General features: G+C 32.8%; 14 protein-coding genes. 13 read left to right on the top strand and 1 reads right to left on the bottom strand.

The genetic code is table 11. The features are described 5' to 3' along the window. The first annotated feature begins 7 nt into the window (after positions 1-7). From RB618_RS17550 to RB618_RS17520, 7 genes are all read left to right on the top strand, one after another. Entirely contained in the window at positions 8-307 is a 300-nt protein-coding gene (locus RB618_RS17550; protein WP_308069938.1) for a hypothetical protein, read from the top strand. 25 nt (positions 308-332) lie between these two features. Beyond that, positions 333-4901, top strand: coding sequence for an Ig-like domain-containing protein (locus tag RB618_RS17545; RefSeq protein WP_308069937.1), 4569 nt, complete (start codon positions 333-335; stop codon positions 4899-4901). A gap of 998 nt (positions 4902-5899) precedes the next feature. Next, positions 5900-7840 (top strand): ATP-binding protein, encoded by a 1941-nt coding sequence (locus RB618_RS17540; RefSeq protein WP_308069936.1) that lies wholly within the window; start codon positions 5900-5902, stop codon positions 7838-7840. Positions 7841-7966: 126 nt separating this feature from the next. Then, positions 7967-8728 carry a response regulator gene (locus RB618_RS17535; protein WP_308069935.1) on the top strand — a complete coding sequence of 254 codons (762 nt, stop codon included), beginning with the start codon at positions 7967-7969 and terminating at the stop codon, positions 8726-8728. Positions 8729-9101: 373 nt separating this feature from the next. Next, positions 9102-9494, top strand: a complete 393-nt coding sequence (locus RB618_RS17530; RefSeq protein ID WP_308069934.1) for a hypothetical protein — start codon at positions 9102-9104, stop codon at positions 9492-9494. After that, positions 9463-10617, top strand: a complete 1155-nt coding sequence (locus RB618_RS17525) for a hypothetical protein (protein ID WP_308069933.1) — start codon at positions 9463-9465, stop codon at positions 10615-10617. Before RB618_RS17530 ends, RB618_RS17525 begins: the two co-directional genes overlap by 32 nt. Before the next feature lie 807 nt (positions 10618-11424). Then, the gene (locus tag RB618_RS17520; protein WP_308069932.1) at positions 11425-13077 is read left to right on the top strand and encodes a S41 family peptidase; all 1653 of its coding nucleotides are present in this window, start codon (positions 11425-11427) and stop codon (positions 13075-13077) included. 549 nt (positions 13078-13626) lie between these two features. Here the strand turns inward: RB618_RS17520 and RB618_RS17515 are convergent. After that, complete coding sequence (locus tag RB618_RS17515; protein ID WP_308069931.1) at positions 13627-14811, bottom strand: TlpA disulfide reductase family protein; 1185 nt, start codon at positions 14809-14811, stop codon at positions 13627-13629. Positions 14812-15133: 322 nt separating this feature from the next. Here RB618_RS17515 and RB618_RS17510 point away from each other — a divergent pair, with 322 nt between their 5' ends. From RB618_RS17510 to RB618_RS17485, 6 genes are all read left to right on the top strand, one after another. Further along, positions 15134-15394: a hypothetical protein gene (locus tag RB618_RS17510; protein ID WP_308069930.1), complete on the top strand. Its 261-nt coding sequence runs from the start codon at positions 15134-15136 to the stop codon at positions 15392-15394. 391 nt (positions 15395-15785) lie between these two features. Next, positions 15786-16520, top strand: coding sequence for a glycosyltransferase family 2 protein (locus RB618_RS17505; RefSeq protein WP_308069929.1), 735 nt, complete (start codon positions 15786-15788; stop codon positions 16518-16520). A gap of 396 nt (positions 16521-16916) precedes the next feature. Continuing rightward, positions 16917-17924: an aldo/keto reductase gene (locus RB618_RS17500; protein WP_308069928.1), complete on the top strand. Its 1008-nt coding sequence runs from the start codon at positions 16917-16919 to the stop codon at positions 17922-17924. Positions 17925-18026: 102 nt separating this feature from the next. Beyond that, positions 18027-18953: an AraC family transcriptional regulator gene (locus tag RB618_RS17495; protein ID WP_308069927.1), complete on the top strand. Its 927-nt coding sequence runs from the start codon at positions 18027-18029 to the stop codon at positions 18951-18953. Positions 18954-19137: 184 nt separating this feature from the next. Next, positions 19138-19947 carry a phospholipase A gene (locus RB618_RS17490; RefSeq protein WP_308069926.1) on the top strand — a complete coding sequence of 270 codons (810 nt, stop codon included), beginning with the start codon at positions 19138-19140 and terminating at the stop codon, positions 19945-19947. Between the two features lie 195 nt (positions 19948-20142). Further along, a complete protein-coding gene (locus RB618_RS17485; RefSeq protein WP_308069925.1) occupies positions 20143-20967 on the top strand; it encodes a universal stress protein in 825 nt (274 codons plus the stop codon). Positions 20968-21254: the final 287 nt, after the last annotated feature.

Here is a 21254-nt window from a genome sequence, read left to right as displayed (position 1 = left end):
AAATTATATGGATATATCTTTACTCTCTATAAATAACTTTAATTCACTACTTAACGAAGTATTTATCATTAAATTTTCGGAAGAAATGCAGCTTAATGCTGAATTAATTTCAGTTAATGAGTTTAATAGCTATTCTCTGTTAGAAAGAACTCCATTTTCTCTTGTTTTTCGAACTCAACAAAAAGACGAATATTACGAACAAGGCATTTTTACCATTGTGCATCCTGAAGAAGGCAATTTAGAATTATTTCTTACACCACTAGGGTTTGATGAAGTGGGAATGAAATATGAAGCAGTATTTTCTTAATTAGGCTAATTTAAAGCGAAAAAAAATGAAAAATAACAAACTCTTAGTTGTAATAATACTTGTTGGATTTCTAAGTTTCGGAATGAAATACAATACTATTATTAAGAAAAATTTTGTTACCCCTATAGTCGAAAGTTTGGTAAAAGCTGAAAAAACTTTTATTTATCAGAAAGAAGAAAATAAAAGTAAAAAAGCTGAAACTAAAGAAAGCACAACTAGTAATTCTGCTGTAGCAGCAACGGTTACTGTGACAAACGCTGTAGCAATAAATGGAGGTGGAAATGCCCAGCCAGGTTCTCAACTTGATTATACTATAACAATTGCTAATACAGGTGCCGATGATGCATTGGGAGTAAATTTTCAGGATATTTTAGATTCTAATTTAACCTTAGTGGCAAACTCTTTTAAAGCAACACCAATAGCAAATAATAATTCTTATTCCTGTATTGGAAATGTTGGAATTAATGTGGATGCTGCCGGAGGGGTTTTAACAAATGATGCTAGCCCAGATGGAACCGCTTTAACAGCAACTCTTTTGACTGGAGCAACAAACGGAACTACTGTTTTGAATGCAGATGGTTCTTTTACTTATAATCCAAATGCGGGATATTCTGGATCTGATAGTTTTACCTATACTTTAGCCACTGCCAGCGGGAAAACTTCAACTGCCACTGTAAATATTACTGTAAGCACTCCTATAATCTTTGTTAATAGCGCAGCGGTAACAGCAGGAAACGGAACTTTAGCTGCACCGCATAAAACTTTAAATAGTATTACTGGAAGCACTGCATATCCTATTTTTATCTATACAGGTACAGTTACCGGACTTTTGACTTTAAATGATAATCAAAAAGTAATTGGACAAGGGGCAACTGCGAGTCTGGCTTCTATATTAAGTCTTACTGTGCCAACTTATAGTAATACTTTACCTTCTACTGGCGGAACAAATCCTACTATTGCCGGTGTCAATTTAAAAGCAAATAATGATATTCAAGCTGTTGCGCTAACAGGTACTTTGTCTGGTTCGAATGTAGGAGCTTTAAAAGTAAGGAATACGACTATTAGTACAACAAATGCACAGGCCGTTAATATTACCAGCGGCGGTGCTTTAGATTGCATTTTTACCAGTATTTCTGCTAGTGGTGTTTCTAAAGGAATTTCTGTAAATAGTTCACAAGGAAGTTTTCTGGTTACAGGAACAGGATCTACTGCAGGATCTGGAGGGACAATACAAAATATATCGTTAAGAGGTGTTGAGTTTATATCGTGTGCTAATGTTACGCTTAAAAATATGAATTTTACTAATGCAAATAATTCTACTTCTGTAATTATTGATCCTGAAGATGATAACACTAATTCTTATGGTGCACTGCATTTTAAAACTATCTCTGGAGGTGTTAATTTAGATAATATTGTTATCACCGGTACTACAAACTCTGTCGGAATAAATTTAAATGATGTTAATAATTTCATATTAGCCAATAGTACAATTACAGGCTGCGGAAGTGCAAATGGAGGAAATGTAAATGTTGGAGGGATATTTGCATTAAATTTAAAAGGAACAAGCTCAATAACAAGCACAAATGTTAATGATTCTTGGGGAAGGGGCTTTTTTGGATTTAACGGCCAGCTTTCTCAAAATCCTACACTTAATTTGACAGTAACTGGTTGTCAATTTAAAAACTCTTTTAATAAATCAAACGGAGACAGTAATTTTATTTTTCAAGCTAAAGGAACTACAAGCAATACATTAGTTTTTAAAAAGAATGATTTTTCTAACTCAAAAACTACTGGTTTAGCACTAAATTTTAGCGGATCTTCTATAAATACTGTTCAAATTGGAGGAAATAATGCATCTACAGATGCTAATACAATAAATGCTGCAACATTAAGTCCAGGAAGCAATGGTTTATCTTTACAAGCAATTGGTGCAGCAACTGTAAATTATAATATTATAAATAATACTTTAAAATCAAGTTATAATGGTCTTTTTGCATGTAGTGTGGGAAATCAAGGCTCTGGGACTATAAAAGGACGTATAAATAATAATATTATTGATGGAGGAGGCTCAACTTCTTCTAGTAACGGCATTAGCGTTGCTGCTTATGGAAATGCTAAACATATTACTGAAATAGCCAATAATGTAATTACTAATGCTGCTAATTATGGTATTTTCTCTGAAGCAAATGATAACGCTGTATTAAGTACAGGAAGAATTGATGCTTCAATTACTAATAATAATATTGGCGTTATAAATAATGCTTATACTCATATTGGAGTAGTTGCCTATGCTGATAATACTTCTAGCACAATGGTTAGCGCTGCAAAGGTTACTGGTAATATAGTTAACTCTGCAAGCGGATTGGCAGCAGGAAATTTTGATGTGCTCTCTCAGGGACCAAATTGTTCGGTAATTTTGCAAGGTAGTCCAGTATATGTTTCAGGAAGCGGAAACAGAAGCGCTGCTCTAACAGCCTTCTGGAATAGCAACAACCCTAATACTCCAACAGGAGTAGGAGTGGATGAAGGTGGTACCGGAACTATAATTTCAGGAACTGTCACTATTCCTGATAATGCAAGTGCTTCAAAAATGGCTATTCAAAAAGAAACAACACAAGAAGAAACAACTTCTTCTGTATCAGAATCTGTGAATAGTAATACAATTAATAATTCAGTATCTGCTAAAACTGTAGCAGCAAATGCTGTTAATCAAACGCTTACTGCCGGGCCATTTACTTTAACTGCAGGAAAAAGCACTGTTATTACTTTTAGTGCGACAATTAATGCGGCGGGCACATTACCACAGAATACCTGTTCAGTTACAAATCAGGCAATCGTTAGCGGTGCTAATTTTGCAACTGTTAATTCTAATATTACAACAACATCAATTAAACCAGAAAGTGCTACAGTTACTGCAGATACACAAAATATTCCTTGTTTAGGAAGCACTGCTGTTACTTTAAACGCTTCTTGTCCGCTTGGTACAACTGCTACCTGGTATACCGCGATGACTGGAGGAACAAGTTTTGCAACAGGAAATTCAGTTTCTGCAACACCTACAGAAAATAATACTACTTATTGTGTTGCTTGTGAAACAGCTTATTGTGCTAGCGACAGAGTGCTGGTAAAAACTGTAACAGGTACTCCTTCAACCACATCACCGCCCGTAACAGCAAATGCATGCGATTCTTATATATGGAGTGCAAACGGAACGACTTATACCGCTTCTGGAACATATATAACTGTGGTTGGATGTGATACCAAAACTCTAAATTTGACCATTACTCCATCTACAGCGTCTGCACCTGTAACGGTAAATGCATGTGATTCTTACACTTGGAGTGCAAATGGAATAACTTATACAGCTACTGGAACATATACTGCAGTTGTTGGGTGTGATAGTAAAACTTTAAACTTAACAATCACTCCTTCAACTTCATCTCCGACTGAAACTATTTCTAGATGTGATTCTTACACATGGCCAGTAAATGGCACTACCTATACAGCTTCTGGAAATTATACCTATTCTTCAGGATGCGACACCAAGACTTTAGCATTAACGATCACTAATTCTACAAGCTCTACGCAAACCGAAACCGCTTGCGATAGCTATACATGGCCAGCAAATGGCATTACCTATACAGCTTCTGGAAATTATACCTATTCTTCAGGATGCGACACCAAGACTTTAGCATTAACAATCACTAATTCTACAAATTCTGTACCTGAAACAATAACTTCATGTGATTCTTACACATGGAGTGAGAATGGAACAACTTATACAGCTTCTGGAGCATACACAGCAGTGGTTGGATGTGATACCAAAACCCTAAACTTAACAATCACTCCTTCGACTTCATCTCCAACTGAAATTATTTCCAGATGTGATTCTTATACTTGGCCAGTAAATAGCACTACTTATACCGCGTCTGGAAATTACACCTATTCTTCAGGATGCGACACGAAAACTTTAGCATTAACGATCACTAATTCTACAAGTTCCATACAGACTGAAACTGCTTGCGACAGCTATACCTGGCCAGCAAATGGCGCTACTTATACAGCTTCTGGAAATTATACCTATTCTTCAGGATGCGACACCAAGACTTTAGCATTAACTATTAGCAGTTCTTCTGCAATTCTAAAAACAGTAGCATTAAATTCTGGAATTTTAACATCAGATCATTCTGGAGCCATTTATCAATGGTATAAGTGTCCTAACACACTGCTGGCAAATGAAACTAACCAATCATTTTCACCATCTGTAGTTGGAGATTATAAAGTTGAAATTACTGTTGCTGGCTGTACAATTGTTTCTGACTGCATTGCTGTAAGCACTTTGGGACTAGACGATTTCAAAGTATCCAACTTTAAAATGTACCCTGTTCCAAGCATGGGAATTTTAAATATCGTCACGAGATACAGTGGAAATTACACCATAATAGACGGCTCTGGAAAAATTGTAAAATCAGTAAATCTAGATGCAGATATCTTAAATGCAATTCACTTGGAAAATCTTGCAGATGGCGTTTATTTAATTAAAAACACCGATCGCAATTCATTTAAAGCCCAGAAATTTATTTTGAAAAAATAAGGAGATCTGTTAGATGTGCTGGTAGTTAATTGCTCCTTCCAAACATTTACGGGAAATCAGAGGTTTATAGTAAGATTGCAAAAAAAATTAAAACAGCCTTTTGGGCTGTTTTTTTATTTTATAATGTTTTTTATGCTAGCTTATGTCAGAAAAAAACAAATTTTGGCGTCAGTAGAACAGCAAATTAATAAGTAGTTTAGGAATAAAAGCAATCTGGCTATTTTTTGAATAATTTACATGTTTTCTAATTTTGAAGAGGTACACCCTGCCATTCGAAGCTTAGTAGAGAAGAGTTTGATTTTAATGAATTAAGTACCATGTGAAGAGCCTGAAGCGGAGGCAAAGTATAAACAAATACTTACCGCAATTGAAGCCGCCAAAAATGATCCGAAACTAAAACAGGTTATAATAAATGCTGCTACTGGCCAAAGGAAGAAGTAGTAGAAGGTAAATGGATCCTCCGGCATTAATAAAAGTGAAATGACAATATGCTGTTTTAGATTTAATACAGTTTCGAACGTAAACTTGTCTTGTTTTTTGCTGGATTTTTGATTTAAAAAATACCTTATGCTGTGATTTTGCCATGAAGTGTCAGAAAAAAGAAAGCAAGATTATAAATAATTTGCTTCCTTAACTTCTTGTGGCAAAATAGAAGGCAACACCAACCGATAGATGCTAATATTGGAAGTGGCGAAGCAATTTTGAAAGAGCAAAAACGACTCAAAAAAGTATGCCTGTGAAATCCCAATCTTTAAAAATAAAACCAATTAGAAATATAATTTATCTATGAAATAATTGAATAAACATTTTTAGCAAAAGTCCAAATTAGTTTGAAGATGTGCAGCTGTAAAGTAGATTATGCTTTTGAATTAGATTGTTTTTAATTAAATTTAATCCTATTTTACTTAAAAAAAATATTATTTTTGACGAAAAAATATAATTGAATAAACTGTCAATCGATTAAATATAAAGTTCTTGAAGGCTAAAAAGTATTAAAAATGATAAAGTTTGCATTTTTTAATAGAATTTATTTTGTCATATTATTTTCTGCAGTTTCAAACCAAATTCATGCACAAATAATAAACCTAAGAGAAGATCAAATATACCCATATAATTTGACTAATTTTGTATCAGTCTTTAAAGATTCAACAGCCAATCTAAATTTACGTGAAGTTCAAAAACAGGTTTTCATTAAAAACCAAAAGGAATATCTTAGTTTTCCTTTTTCTAATGCTGTTTATTGGGTAGAATTTAAAATTAAGAACAATTCGGCACAAAAACAAGAATTATTTTTGCAATGGACTAACCCATTAGTTGAACAGCTTGATTTTTATATTTTTAATTCTTCTCAAAAAAAATATATTCACAAGACACAAAAAAACATTACTTCTGAGAGAGAGAAAATATTGATACACGAATACCCTAAATTCGCAATCACATTGGAACCTAACCAATCCAAAAGTGTTTTTATAAAAGTTAGTAGCAAACGAGGACATTTTGCAATGGTTAGGCTTTATTCTCAACAGGCTTATTACCTCTCTCGCATTGATAATTGTACTGCTCAAGGCTTGTTAAATGGGTTAATCATTTTTAGGCTTTTTTTAATTTTTACTCTCAGTTTTTTTGTAATTAAAGAGCTGGATTTTAGGCTATATTCGGTAATTGTCATTTTTAAAACTTTAGCTTATTGGGGTTATACTAATATAGCAGGCCCTTTATGCACCAACGATCCGGAACTGGCGATAAAAATAAATTTTTTTTGTTATAGTAATTTTGCCACTGGAGTTGCCATTTTTCTATTGTATGCTGTTGATGTCAAAAAAATATCGAGTACGATCAAACGATTTATTTTAATTTCAATTTTTGTTTCGTCATTTCTCAATGTTATGACTTTTTTTGATTATCAATGGTATTGGCTTAAAGGAGGAATTTATAATGTCGTTTTATCTTGTATTTTTTTTCTTGTTTTGATTATCTATTGTCTGTACAAAAAAATGCTGATTGACATTTATTATGCAATACCAATCATTTTAGGATTAATTGGAACCACTCTATTGTATTTTCCACTTACTGGATGGATAGACTATTTTCCTTTTTATGGTTTGTCATATGCTATTTTTATCAATGAGATTATTGTTTTTATATTTTTCTTAGGTAGAATTATTAAAAAGTCAGAACAGAAAAAAGTATTTTCGGAGAAAGAATTACAAATAAAACATTTGCAAAATAAGCAGCTTAAAGAACTAGATGACTTAAAAACAAGATTTTTTACTAATATTTCTCACGAATTTCGCACACCGCTTACCTTATTGATAAGTCCTGTTGATGATTTGCAAAAAAAATACCCTGATGAAAGCATTCTCAAAGTAATGCAGCGTAACTTGAGCAGATTGCAAAACCTGATCAATCAAATACTGGAAATCTCAAAACTTGAAGCAGGAGAAATGGGAATTCAAAGAGAAAAAGCAGATGTAGTTTTATTTTTGCAACAACTAATAGAATCTTTCGAATTGTTAGCACAAGATAAAAGTATTGTTTTTAATTTATCTGTAAACAAAAAAACGGAGTTTGGTTATTTTGATTTGGATAAACTAGAAAAAATAATTGTAAATGTACTGTCAAATGCTTTTAAATTCACACCAAAAAATGGAAGAATTTCAGTGCAAGTTTTGTTTGATGCTTCTGGAATTCGATCAGCAAGAAAACATAAAACAGAGTGTAGTCTGGAGATAATCATAGAAGATTCAGGAATTGGAATAGCTCAGGAAAGATTGCCCTATATTTTTAATAGATTTTATCAGATTGATGATTCGAGCCAACGTTTGCATGAAGGAGCAGGCATTGGTCTGGCACTTGTAAAGGAGCTGGTAGATGTATTAAAAGGGACTATAAAGGCAGAAAGCCAATTGAATAAAGGCACTCGTTTTTCCCTAAACTAGCCCTATGAACATTTAGAGGCACCAGCAAATTATGCCCATAATTGCAAAGCCAATAATAATCTGTTAAACTTTTTTGAAAAAAGTAAAGCAGATTCAGAGAACCAAAATAGTAATAATGCGAATATTATGCTCATCATCGAGGATAATCCGGATTTGCGTTTTTATATAGCTTCTATTTTTGAAAATCAATACCAATTTATAATGGCAGCTGATGGTGAGGAAGGATTGATAAAAGCGATTGAATTTGTGCCAGATATTATAATTTCTGATTTGATGATGCCAAAATTGGACGGATTAGGTTTTTGTTTTAAACTTAAAAATGATGAAAGAATTAGTCATATTCCTGTAATTTTACTTACGGCAAAAGCCACCATAGATGATAAATTAGTAGGATTAAAACAGGGTGCTGACGACTATTTATCTAAGCCCTTTAACAAAGAAGAACTAATTTTACGGGTTGTGAATTTGATTCAGCAAAGACAAGTATTGAGAGAGAAATATACAGCCAAAACTATTGCCAGTACAGCAGAAAAAGCACTTGAAACAGCTATAATAATAGAACCATCGCTAGATGATTTATTTATAGAGAAAGCTAAATTAATTATCGATAAATATTTAGACAAGAGTGAGTTTGATGTTGAGGCTTTTGCCCAGGAAATGAAGTTGTCAACGGTACAACTTCGTCGAAAGCTAAAAGCCATAACCAATCAAAACAGTACCGAGTTTGTACGTAATTATCGTATAGAAAAAGCTTCTGAAATGCTCAAAAAAGGTGATAAAACGGTTTCACAAGTTGCATACGAAGTAGGATTTGAGAGCCTGCCATATTTCTCGAAGGTGTTCCAAAAGAAGTTTGGAAAAACGGCTTCGGAGTGGCGGTGGTTATAGTTCAGGCAATATATAGTGGCTTTTGTTCTCTGTAAATTAGAATGATTAGTTTTTTATAGAAAAGTATTAAATTATAAAGCATCTAAAGTAATAAGTGTGTTGACTAATAAAAACTGGTAATTAGCGCGAAAAGTTTTAGAGAGAATAAAAAGTCCAAAACAAGGAACGAAATAAATAATTATTTTAAAAAAAAGGCGGTTGTTTCATGTTGAAACAACCGCCTTTTTTGTCAAAATGAGGAATAGAAAGTACTTTTTGAGTAATAGTATTGATGAGATTTTATTTGAAGTTTGTAAAGGTATTTGTGATTAATGATCGATTGATTACAAACCTAATTAGACAATATTAATTAATAATTAAAACACACTGACAAATGAAAAAACATTCTATTACAATCGACAAAATTATATGCAATTCTGATTCAGAAATTGGATATGATGAAGTCTACTTAAAATGCCAAAGTGATGCAGGACTTACTTTTAGACTGCCCAGGAATAGATACGAATCAGAATCAATGAGTAATGGAGATACTTGGGTGCCAATGGTCACGGGGGCTAATGGAATTAAAAAACCACTAACACTGTATTTTTATTTTGAGGTGCTTGTGACCTTGTGGGATAAGGATGAAACTAGATTACCAGGTAATGACACTTATTTGCAAAGTTATGATTTTCGGCCTGGATCTGGATCGGGCAGCGTTACGCTAAGCAATCTTAATGGCCAAAGCTACACTATTGAATACACTTATGGTAAAAAAAACATTTAACAATCTAAAAAACTATCTAATGAAAGAACAATTAATAGCCGATTTGGCTCCCTATTTAGAAAATTACGACAGAATAAAAGAGCCCTTAACTCAAGTGTTTAGGCAAAGCAATACATTGTCTACAACTGAAAAAGAGGTGTTTGCAGAAGCTTCAAAGGCTTGGGAAGCTTATTTGGTATCAACTGATGGTCAGGAGTTGGAACTTTTAATTAGTGAATCTAACCTGCCAGGGATTCAACAAAAACTAAAGTCAATATTTGATAGTAAAGTGTTTGAGGCGCTTAAAATATTATTAGACAAAACAGGGCTGGATGCAGGAAGTTTTTCTATTGGTCTTAATATTGAAGATGAGATGTTTTTGGGTTTTACAGTAACGATAGGCTTAGCAATAGGGGTAGGAATTAATAAAGGAGTATCTTCGTGCGAGTTTATATCGGTTGGACTAACCGAAGGAATAGATGAAGGAGTTCTTGTGGGAGTGCAATTCGGGCTTTGGTCTAATGCTCCTGCTGATTTAGGAGGTTTCTCCCTTGCCACAGAAGTTGATTTGGGATTAGGTGTAGAGATTGCTACAAAAGTAGTTTATGAAGCAAAAGGTTCTAGTAAGGTATTAGGCGTTACAGCAGAAATAGGTGTTGGTGAAGAAGATGGAGTGAACGAACAAGAAATTTATATTTTTGTGTTTGGTTCTCAGGACTTAGGGGGGATCTTTAGAAAAACCTATCAATCAGAGAGAAGCAATTTGCTTATTATAGAATCCATAAAATGTATTCATCCAAAAAATGATGGTACTGGAGATGAAAATGAGATTTTCTTCACATTCAGAGCTGATAATATCACTAATCCGTATTACTATCCAACATATGATTATATGTCTATGAAAGAAGGTTATACCTGGAATTGCGGAAGATCCGTTTGGTTCGATGAAACTATAGAGATTTTCTTGTATGACGATGATGGTAATGGAGTAAGAGATAGTGATAAAATAACCAAAAATCCTATTATAATCAATGTTTTAGATTTCAAATCAAACCCTTCTAAAGTTTATAAGATTGATTATAAGGACGGTTTAGATAATATTGAATACGAAATTACTGCTGCCTTGGTTGCAAGCAATAAATAATTGGTTTGGCCTTTTATTTAATTAATGAATTAATAAACAATAGATTTGGCAACTTTCTGTAAGATGTCAAATCTATTTTCAGAGATCAACAAATTTTATAAAAATAAACTAGTTAGTTAGTTAGTTAGTTAGTTAGTTAGTTAGTTAGTTAGTTAGTTAGTTAGTTAGTTAGTTAGTTAGTTAGTTAGTTAGTTAGTTAGTTAGTTAGTTAGTTAGTTAGTTAGTTAGTTTTAAGTGGATGGTAGGTTGGTTTGAGCAGAAGTTTATTTTAATATAATCGAACCATGTTTTTTAGGTTTTAATTTTGCTAAGGGGTTGCATTTCTATTTTAGAATGCGCCATGATTCTGCCACAAAACTTAGATAGCATGAAAAAAATAAAATAGCTTTAGATTTCAGATATAGAAAATGTAAGTACTTCAAGTATAGTATACCAGATTGCAGCTATACAATTTATTCGGAATTTATCTTTATATCAAGATTGAGAATGTTCTTTAAGTCTTATAAACAGTCTTTTATTTGATTTTATTATTCTTTGTTTCATTTAAGATAAAAAATTAAGTAATCAATGTGGAAAACCGTAAAAATATCTTGTTAAATAAAATTAATTTTGGTTAGGATTGAATCAAATTTTTATAGAAATAACCAAGTGCACGCAGTTAAAAAAATATGGAAATTTTGAGCAACTTTTAAAATTTAATAGAACTATTAAAAATTGGACGATGAAAAAACTAAAATTAAGAAATTTGACTGTTAAAAAATTGATTAAGGGATATTTAAATCAAATTAAATTTACAAAAACGGTTTAATGAAAAAAATAGTTCACATCCTGTGTATTCTCCTGGTACAAATTGGATATTCTCAAAATAGCATAAGTGAAGTTAATAAATTAGTACTGACTGCTAAGGTTTGGGGGTTTTTAAAATACTACCATCCCAATGTTGCAGACGGAAGCAGAAACTGGGATGAGCAGTTAGTACAAATTTTGCCTCAGATAGAAAAGGCACAAACTGCAACTGACTTCTCAAAAATTATGGAAGACTGGGTAGATTCATTGGGAGCGGTGAGGCAGGTAAATAGTATTCCTTCAAAAGATATTGTTTATTATGAGCGAAATTTTGATTTGTCATGGATAGATCAAAAGGTTTTTTTTTCAAAAGAGCTTTCTCAAAAGCTCAGGTTTATAGAGAACAATAGATATCAGGGTGTACCATTTTATGTAGGTCAGACGGAAGCGGGGAATGTATTTTTAATGAATGAAAATTATTCTGATTTTAAATGGGAGAAAACAGATTTACGTCTTTTGGCACTTTTTAGGTATTGGAATCTAATAGAGTATTTCTACCCTTATAAGTATTTAATGGATTATAAGTGGGATAAAAGCCTCGAGGAGGTATTGCCTAATTTTTTGAAGGTCAAAAATGAAGATGATTTTAAAATTGCCATGCTGAAACTAGTGGTTCGTATTAGTGATACGCATTCAGGTTTTTACTACAAATTATCTAAAGACATGGGAAAAATGAGAAATTTTCTCCCTGTGAAATGCATTATTCTGGATCAAAAGATGGTGGTAAGCGAGATTTTAAGCGATACCTTAGCGCAGCATTTTGATATTAAGATAGGAGATGTTATCTCAAAAGTGGATAATAAAACGGTTTCACAGATTATTCGTGATAAAAGGGACTATATAAGCGCTTCTAATGAATCTGCTTATCTGATGAATCTTGCTTCTGAAATTTCGTCCAATTACAATGATTTTATGGATTTGGAGATTACGCATAACAACATTACAAGCAATAAAAGAATTGAATGTTTTGATTATAATATTTCACATAGTAATGAATTTAAAAAAACGAAAAAGGAGAAATATTATGTAATGCAGGATAATATAGGATATGTAAACATGGGCAAACTAAAGGTGTCTGAAGTTCCTGACATGATCAGCAAGTTGAGGGATACACAGGCCATAATTTTAGACTCCAGGAACTATCCTAAGGGAGCAAATTTTGAAATTTCTAATTTTTTAAACTCTAGCCCTAAAGCTTTTGCCAAATACACAGCTCCCGACCTTAGTTATCCTGGTAAATTTTATTGGCAGAAAGAACTGCATATTTGCGGTACAGAAAATAAGAACAATTATAAAGGGAAGGTAATCATACTGGTTAATGAAAATTCCATAAGCCAGTCTGAATGGGCTACGATGTGTTTTCAGACAGCAGATGATGCCACCGTCATTGGAAGCCAGACAGCAGGTGCAGACGGTAACACAAGCCATATTGATTTTGTTAAAGATTATGATGCCCCTTTTTCGGGAATAGGGGTTTATTATCCTGACGGGAAGGAAACACAAAGGATTGGAATTATTCCTGATATTAAAGTAAAACGTACAATTTTGGGTATTCAGCAAGGAAAGGATGAAATTTTAGATTGGGCGATTCTTTTTATTAAAGAGAATAAATGATTGATAAATTAAGAGAGCATTTAATAAAGAAAGCGATTAGAGGAATAAACCAATTTTTTGCTTCTGGAATAAATCGATTTGCAGCCTCAGTTGAGTAAAAGCTAATAATTGCATACATGAAATTGATTTAATTAATGATCGGCCATTTTCTAAATGAGATTACACTATTAGCCTTTAATAAGCCGTTAAATACAATTTAGGAGAATCTGAAACTCATTTTCAGCTTTATTCTTAGTGTTGGAATCCTGTTAAGTTATCTAATTATAAATTTTGAATTTTTATTACTTATCCTACGAATAAGTGTTTTTCTATAGTTTTTCTTTTTTATAAAATTTAAAAAGAAAATAAAGCAGAATCGAGCATTGATAGGGGATATAAAAAAATGATGCCATTTGGCTTTGTGACAGGACAAATTTCAACATCATTTATGGCCGATTTGAAGATATTGGCTTGCTATATGCAGTTTCTGTGTTTCATCGGCTTTGTGAATTCGGTTTGGATGTCCCGCTAGGGATTGAGGTAAAAACCTGCTTGATTTATCAAATGATCTTAATGAAATATCTCAGCAATCATGTTTTTAAGCGCTGCTGTGTTTTCTGCACTGCTGCCCATCCATCTGCCGATGATAATGCCATTTTTATCGATTAAAATTTTTGTTGGAATTGCTGTGACAGCATAGATGCCTTCAATTGCGCTTTTATTTTCTTTGGTTGAAAAATGTTTCCATTTTCCAATATTTTCTTTTTGTATTGCGGCTCTCCATAAGTCTAGTTTTTCATCCCTGGATACACTTATAATTTCAAAGCCTTGGTCTTCATATTTGGAGTACATTTCTTTTAGAAAAGGAAAATCTTCTCTGCAAGGGCCGCACCAGCTTGCCCAAAAATCAAGAAGCACATATTTGTTATTCCTAAACGAGCTGATTTGCAATAAATCGCCATTCAAATCATTTGCCTCAAAATCAGGGGCCAGGCTTCCCGTTCTGCTATTTTTAAAATAATCTAATTTTTCAGCCAATTCTTTTCCGCCGTAAGATTTTTTTACTTCTGGCCCTAATTTATTGTATAAATTTTTAACTGTATCGTATGAAATTTGATCATCCTCTTCTGCCAATATGCGATCTAATAAGTCAGGCGCTACAAATGAATTGGGATTTTTTTTTACAAATTCAAAATCCAACTGCATATTTTTTTTTACACTTTGATCCGCCAATTGATCCAATTGCTGGTCAAGGGAATCTAAACTCTTTTGGAATTTAATTTTTAAAGAATCATCACCTGTTTCAATCATTTTAGCAGAATAAAGTCTGTTCAATTCTCTGATAGAGTCAATTTTATTAGTGTTTTTTTTCCTTTCCGCTGCATTCTGTAATGCATAAAATTCATCATTTGTTTTAGAATTATTAATAGTCATAGTGCTCAAATCATCAAAATCGAGTTTAATATCCATTGTACGCGGCTCCAAATAAAATACCATTGAATTTAATTTTGTCATATAAAAATTAGGGTTAGTGCTAATAATTGCTCTTACGGGAAAATCAATTTCACCATTAAATGCAAATTTATTGTTAGAAATCTCTGAGGGTTTGCTAATGCGCTTCCCGTTGACGCTATATGTCAAATAAATGTTTTTTTTATTGGCGATTTTGGAGCAGGAGCCATTTAGCACAAAGTTGTGCTGTGAAATCATAATAAATGGAAGAACTGAAAAGAAAAGTGAAAGCCATAATTTCATGTATATTTATTTTAAAATTTTAAAAAACAATTAATCATAATTTAATGAGATTTGCAGTTTTTAAGCCTAATCTGTTTCATATAGAAGCACTACACAACATATCGGATAAAAGAAATTATTAATATTGCCGCACGCATTTGCAGCCTGATTCACAATCATATTGTTTGCAAAAATAGGGATTGGAAATATATAAATATTGTTATTAACATAATTAACGGCTTTGCCGCATTGGGAATAAAGCATTTTTTTGTTTCAGTCGGGCAACAAGGTTCGGTCGCATTTAGGAATAATTTTATCTTTAGAATTTTAAACGCGCCGAAAAATGAATGCCAAAGGGCATTGTTATCCAAAGGCTGTTATTCTGCAGGCAGCCTATCTCAAGCTTGGGTCTGCTTTAAGTTATCGAGATGCTGGAGAAATAATGAAAATAAGGGGCGTGATTGTGACCATGCCAGGATGGAAAGCTGGGCTTTTAAGTTTTACATCTTTCACCGAAGCTATTTTTAGCAGCTCTTCCCGCTATTCGCTCCAATCTTTTGCGGTGAAGCCCAGCACAAAAGGATTTCACTGCTATCGGGGCTAGGGCTGCTGAGGAGCCCGACTCTTTAGACGAATAAAAATAAGGAAGGTTTAAAAAAAATGGCGCCATTTGGCTTCAATTGGCGCCATTTGGCTTTGTGACGTTTAGTTCACAATTTGCATATCATTAACTGCAGTGGGTAAAGAACAAGAACAGCTTATTTCGCCGTTGCTGAATGAATTTTATACTGTGCTGCACTCAAACCTTGATGATAAAGAGATAGCACAAGCTATTGAAGTTTTAAAGAAAATGCAGAAAAATATCAGTTGATGTTTTTTTTATATATAGTTTGATATTTAACCATATAACTTTTAACTATTATATGTAATATTATTTTTAAGGAATCAACCGGTTTTTTAAATATAAATAATAGAAAATTAGTAAAATAAAATAGATGAATAAAGAATGCATTAGCGTAATAATACCTTTGCTGAACGAGGCGGAGTCATTGATTGAATTATATAATCAATTGAAAAATTCTCTTGGAAAGATGACTGAGAATTACGAAATTATTTTTATTAATGATGGATCGAGAGATAATTCTGATTTGATATTAGACGAATTGTCGAGGAATGATGCTAAAGTTAAAGTAATTTCATTTTATAGAAATAACGGCAAATCTGCTGCATATACTGTGGGTTTTAAAGCAGCTAAAGGAGATGTTTTTTTTACATTGGATGCGGATTTACAAGATATTCCCTCGGAGATGAATAAATTGTTAAATCCGATATTAAACGGATTTGATTTGGCAATAGGATGGAAACAGAATAGAATAAATAATGAGCCATTAAAGAAAATCCCATCATATATTTATAATTATTTCAAATATTTATTGTTTGGTTTAAAACTACATGATTCCAATTCAGGTTTTCGATGCATGAAGCGCGAAGTTGCACTAAGTTTAAGTTTATATGGTGACAGATATAGATTTATTCCTGAATTTACACATTTGGCAGGATTTAAAGTCGTTGAAATCCCAACTTTACATCAGGCAAGAAAATTTGGAAAATCAAAGTACAGCGGTGCTCGATTTTTAAGAGGACTTCTGGATTTAATAGGTGTTCGATATTTATCATATTATGCCAATAATCCCCTTCAGTTTTTTGGATCAATTGCCTTGTTTTTATAGTGTTGGCAGGTTTTGTTGAAGGTTATGTAGTGCTGGAAAAACTGAATGGTTCTTCTTTTCAGATGCATATTGCAGCATTAATATTAGGAGCTTTATTCGGCACTATGGGGCTAATTTTTTTGAGTATAGGACTTCTGGGAGAAATGTTAACATTGAAAGATCACGATTCTAATTATGGAATAAAATCTAAAAATGGGTTTGAACTTTAAAAATAAATTTGGAATATAAAATAGAAAGTAATTTTTAACTTTAGGTCTTCCACTAGCAGAACTTCAAATTATTTAATTAAAACAGCAATTTTCGGGATACATTATTCAGGGATTGGGATACATTTTTGATGATACATTAGTAGAACTTTGCTATAAATAATTAATGTCAAATTTTAAAAATTATAATATGTCAGAAATTAAAAAAATAAAGCTCGGAAGTCAGGGACTGGTAATTCCCGCTGTAGGATTAGGGTGTATGGGGATGACCGATATGTTTGGTGGTAATATGTACGGTAAAGCAAACGAAAGAGATTCAATAGCCACTATACACCGTTCACTTGAACTTGGAGGAAATTTTCTAGATACTGCCGATTTGTACGGTCCATTTATAAACGAACAACTGGTTGGGAAAGCGGTTCAAGGCAATCGAGGCAGCTATATAATTGCCACTAAATTTGGATATGAGATAGAGGAGAATAATCAGCTCACGGGAAAGATAAATGGAACAAAGCAATATGTTAGAAAATCTATTGAAAGATCTTTAAAGAATTTAAAAACAGATTATATCGATATGTATTATTTGCATCGTTTAGACAAAAGCATTCCCATTGAAGAAACGGTGGAAGAAATGGCGGGACTGGTAAAAGAAGGAAAGGTAAGATATATTGGCTTGTCCGAAGTTTCTTCAGCAACGATAGAAAAAGCAAATGCAATACATCCGTTAACGGCTGTACAATCAGAATATTCGCTTTTTGAAAGAAGCATAGAAGAGGCAGGAATTCATAATACTCTTTTTGAATTGGGAATTGGTTTAGTTGCTTATTCGCCTTTGGGCAGAGGCTTTTTATCAGGACAATTTAAAAAAACGGAAGATTTTCCTGGGAATGATTTTAGAAGAACTTCGCCAAAATACAAGGGGCTACAATTTCAAAAGAATATCGAACTGTTGGAAAAAATTGAACAGTTAGCTGTTGAAAAAAATATAACGAGTTCACAATTGGCACTGGCATGGACTATTGCTAAAGGTGCAGTTCCTATTCCGGGTACCAAGAAAATTAAATATGTTGAAGAAAATATTGCGGCCACAACTATTGAATTAACACAAAGTGATTTAGATAAACTGGAAAGTATTATTCCTTTAGGTACTTCTACTGGAAATCGATATGACGATGCAGGCATGCAAATGATTGATTAAATTGTTTATTAATTGATTCTTAAATACTGGAAATACTTGTTTTTAAGTCTTTCCAGTAAATCTTTCTTAACTTGCAATTTATTCTATAAGACAGATAATTCTATGAAAAATAAAGCTGTTATACCAGAACAATTTACTACAATTTCTTCACTTCACAACTATCTTAAAATCAAAGGTCCAAAGAATCCATTGGTTAGTATTATTTCTCTTGACGAACTTGAATCAGATTATTTGGAGATTGAAAAGTCCCTTTCCTATTCTTATAACTTTTATGTTATTGGATTCAAAAAAAACTTCGAAGGAAAAATACGTTACGGACAGCAATATTATGATTTTGATGCCGGAGTAATGACCTGTATTGGCCCAGGACAAGTTATAACTATTGATAAGAACTCACCTTCTAAAGTAGAAGGCTACTTGCTTGTGGTTCATGCTGATTTTTTTGCAAATTATCAACTTGCGACCAGAATAAAAGAATATGGTTTCTTTTCTTATGCTACAAACGAGGCTTTACATTTATCAGATGATGAAGAATCACTTGTGATTTCAATGTTTAAAAATATTGATATGGAAATCTCAGCAATGATTGACCTTTATACTCAAGATCTTGTAGTATCTCATATTGAGTTATTGCTTAATTATTGTAACAGGTTTTATAATCGTCAGTTTATAACTAGAAAAACGATAAGTAATGGTATTTTGACAAAGCTTGAATTTGAACTTAATAATTATTTCGAAAGTAAATCTTTGGCAGATAATGGGCTTCCTTCTGTTCAGTATATTGCCGAAAAGTTAAATGTATCACCTAACTATTTAAGTGATATGCTTCGAGTCTTTACAGGAAGAAGTACCAGTCAGCATATACAGGATAAAGCTATCGATAAGGTTAAGACGCTGCTGACAACTACAAACTTAACTGTAGCAGAAATAGCTTTTGAGCTAGGTTTTGAATTTCCGCAATCTTTAAATAAGTTTTTTAAAAGAAAAACAAATATGACTCCGATTGAATACAGGCAGTCCATGAATTAATTTAAAACTACTGGTATAGATTAGTTTATCCAAAAAACTAATTATGAAGATACATTTGAAAGTATTTAGTCCCACTAAAATTTAGCAGTGTAAAGCCAAAACAGACCAATAAAGGCGATAAACTGACCTAGTAATGCACATTTTGATGGAATACATTTGCCCTAATAAATGAATCCTCTGTTGCATGAAAATTAATTCTTTTTTGGTAGTACTATTTGTATCTGTTTTTGGACACGCACAATTTCCTGTTGACAGAGATTCTATAGATAAAATCATCACACGTCTTCCTGCTTTTTCAATTTATAAGGATAATTATTTTGTTACGGGTGTCCATCTGGGAGAGAATCCTTCAAGGAACACTATGGATGCTAAGTTTCAATTCAGTTTCAAACAACGCTTGTCGGATAAAGCCTCAATTTTAGGTGCATATCCTTATCTTACCTATACTCAGAAATCATTTTGGAAAGTTTATAAAGCCTCAAGCCCCTTCGAGGAGAGTAATTATAATCCTGGATTAATGCTTCTTAAACCTGTATTTAAAAATGATCGATTCTTTGGTGCTTTAACCTTTGGAATAGAGCACGAATCAAACGGACGTGATAGTATTTATTCAAGAAGTTTAAATACGGTTTCAGTTGGATTTACCAGGGTGTTTTCTCCTAAATTATTGGTTGGTGTAAAAGCATGGATACCCTTTCTTATTGATAACAATCCTTCACTTCCAAAATATATTGGTTACGCAGAGGGGCAGTTGCAATGGGTAATAAATAAAGATAGATTGTATTTTGATGTAACCGTACGAAAAGGGGCTGACTGGGATTTTAAGGGAAGTATAAACACGGCAATTAGTTACAGAATAACCAAAAATGCAAATCAGCTCATTACACTTCAATATTGGCAAGGGTACAGTGAAAGTCTTATAGATTTTAAAACGGAAAGAGGAATGTTGCGGATTGGATTTGTTTTAAAGCCTACTTATTATCGATTTTATTAATTTTTTTCTTAAGTATAAAATTTGCTAAAAAAATGATTACACAAAAATCATACTTATCAGAAAAGCTATAAATAGACCAATCTTGGCGATGAACAAACCTTTTAAATCAGGATGTGGTCAGATATCTTTGCAGGAAACTGTATTGTAATTACTCCTTAATTCGACCTGATACACTTTATAAAAAAATATTTAATTATGCCATCATTACATACAATACTTGCTGCGACAGATTTTTCTGTTATTGCAACTAACGCTGTTACTTACGCCTGCGGATTGGCAAAAGCAACAGGCTCTAAACTTATACTGCTTCATGCATTTTCGCTGTCCGTACACAGCTCAAATTCTAGAATATCAAGTCAAGGCATGCAGCAGGAACTAGATCTGATTACAAAAAGGCTTAAAAATCTAGGCAGCGATTTGTCTAAACTCTATGAAATAGAGGTTGATATTTTTTGTGCTTATCTTCCATTGGAAGAGGAGCTTTTTATGCTCATTGAAGCCCATAAACCTGAACTTGTTGTCATGGGTATGGCAGAAAAATCTTTAGAACAGGATTTACTGGGGAATTCTACAACTTCTGTTATAAAAAATATAATTATTCCAGTATTGGCAGTTCCGCAGAACGCTCGTTTTAATAATGCTAAAAAAATACTTTTTGCTTTTGACAATTTTAGTTTATCATCTGCAGAAAGAGTGAGCTGGTTCACACGTATGGCTGAAAATTTAAATGCTGAAGTTGAGTTTTTTAGTGTTGATGAAAGGGTGGTTGAAATGCTCAGAAAGCCAAATAAAATAGAGACTATTGAAGAGTTGGGTTTTGAAGCTAAGTTTGTATATAAAAATCTAGATTCTAGTACGGTATTAAGTGAAATTAAGAAAGAAATTAGAAATTACAATGCTGACATCTTAGTAATGATGCCTCAAAAATATGGTTTTTGGGATTCGATGATACATATAAGTAAAACAAGAAGTATGGCTACAGGTTTAGATATTCCTTTATTGTCGTTGCCAAATTATTAATTTTAGTCCGTGTAAATAGAAAGAAAAGACTTTAAACTACTTTTTTACCCAAATGAAAGTTTAAATTTTTTCCTCGATAGAAAACTTAATTTTTGTGTTACTTGACTATTGTTAATTAAAGAACCTTCCTTACAAATGTTTGTGAAGGCTTTTTTTATGGAGAACCATAAGCTAAAATGCTACATTTAATGATTGAATGGTTGCGTTTTTTACAAATTATGAGCCTTATTTAATGTCCTGTTTTTTAGAGAAAGAAAAGTCAATACTACGAAGTACAATGCATACAA

The organism is Flavobacterium sp. LHD-85 (assembly GCF_030929595.1).
Lineage (GTDB): Bacteria > Bacteroidota > Bacteroidia > Flavobacteriales > Flavobacteriaceae > Flavobacterium.
Note: the sequence above shows the minus strand (reverse complement) of the source record. Positions and strands in the feature narration are given on the sequence as shown.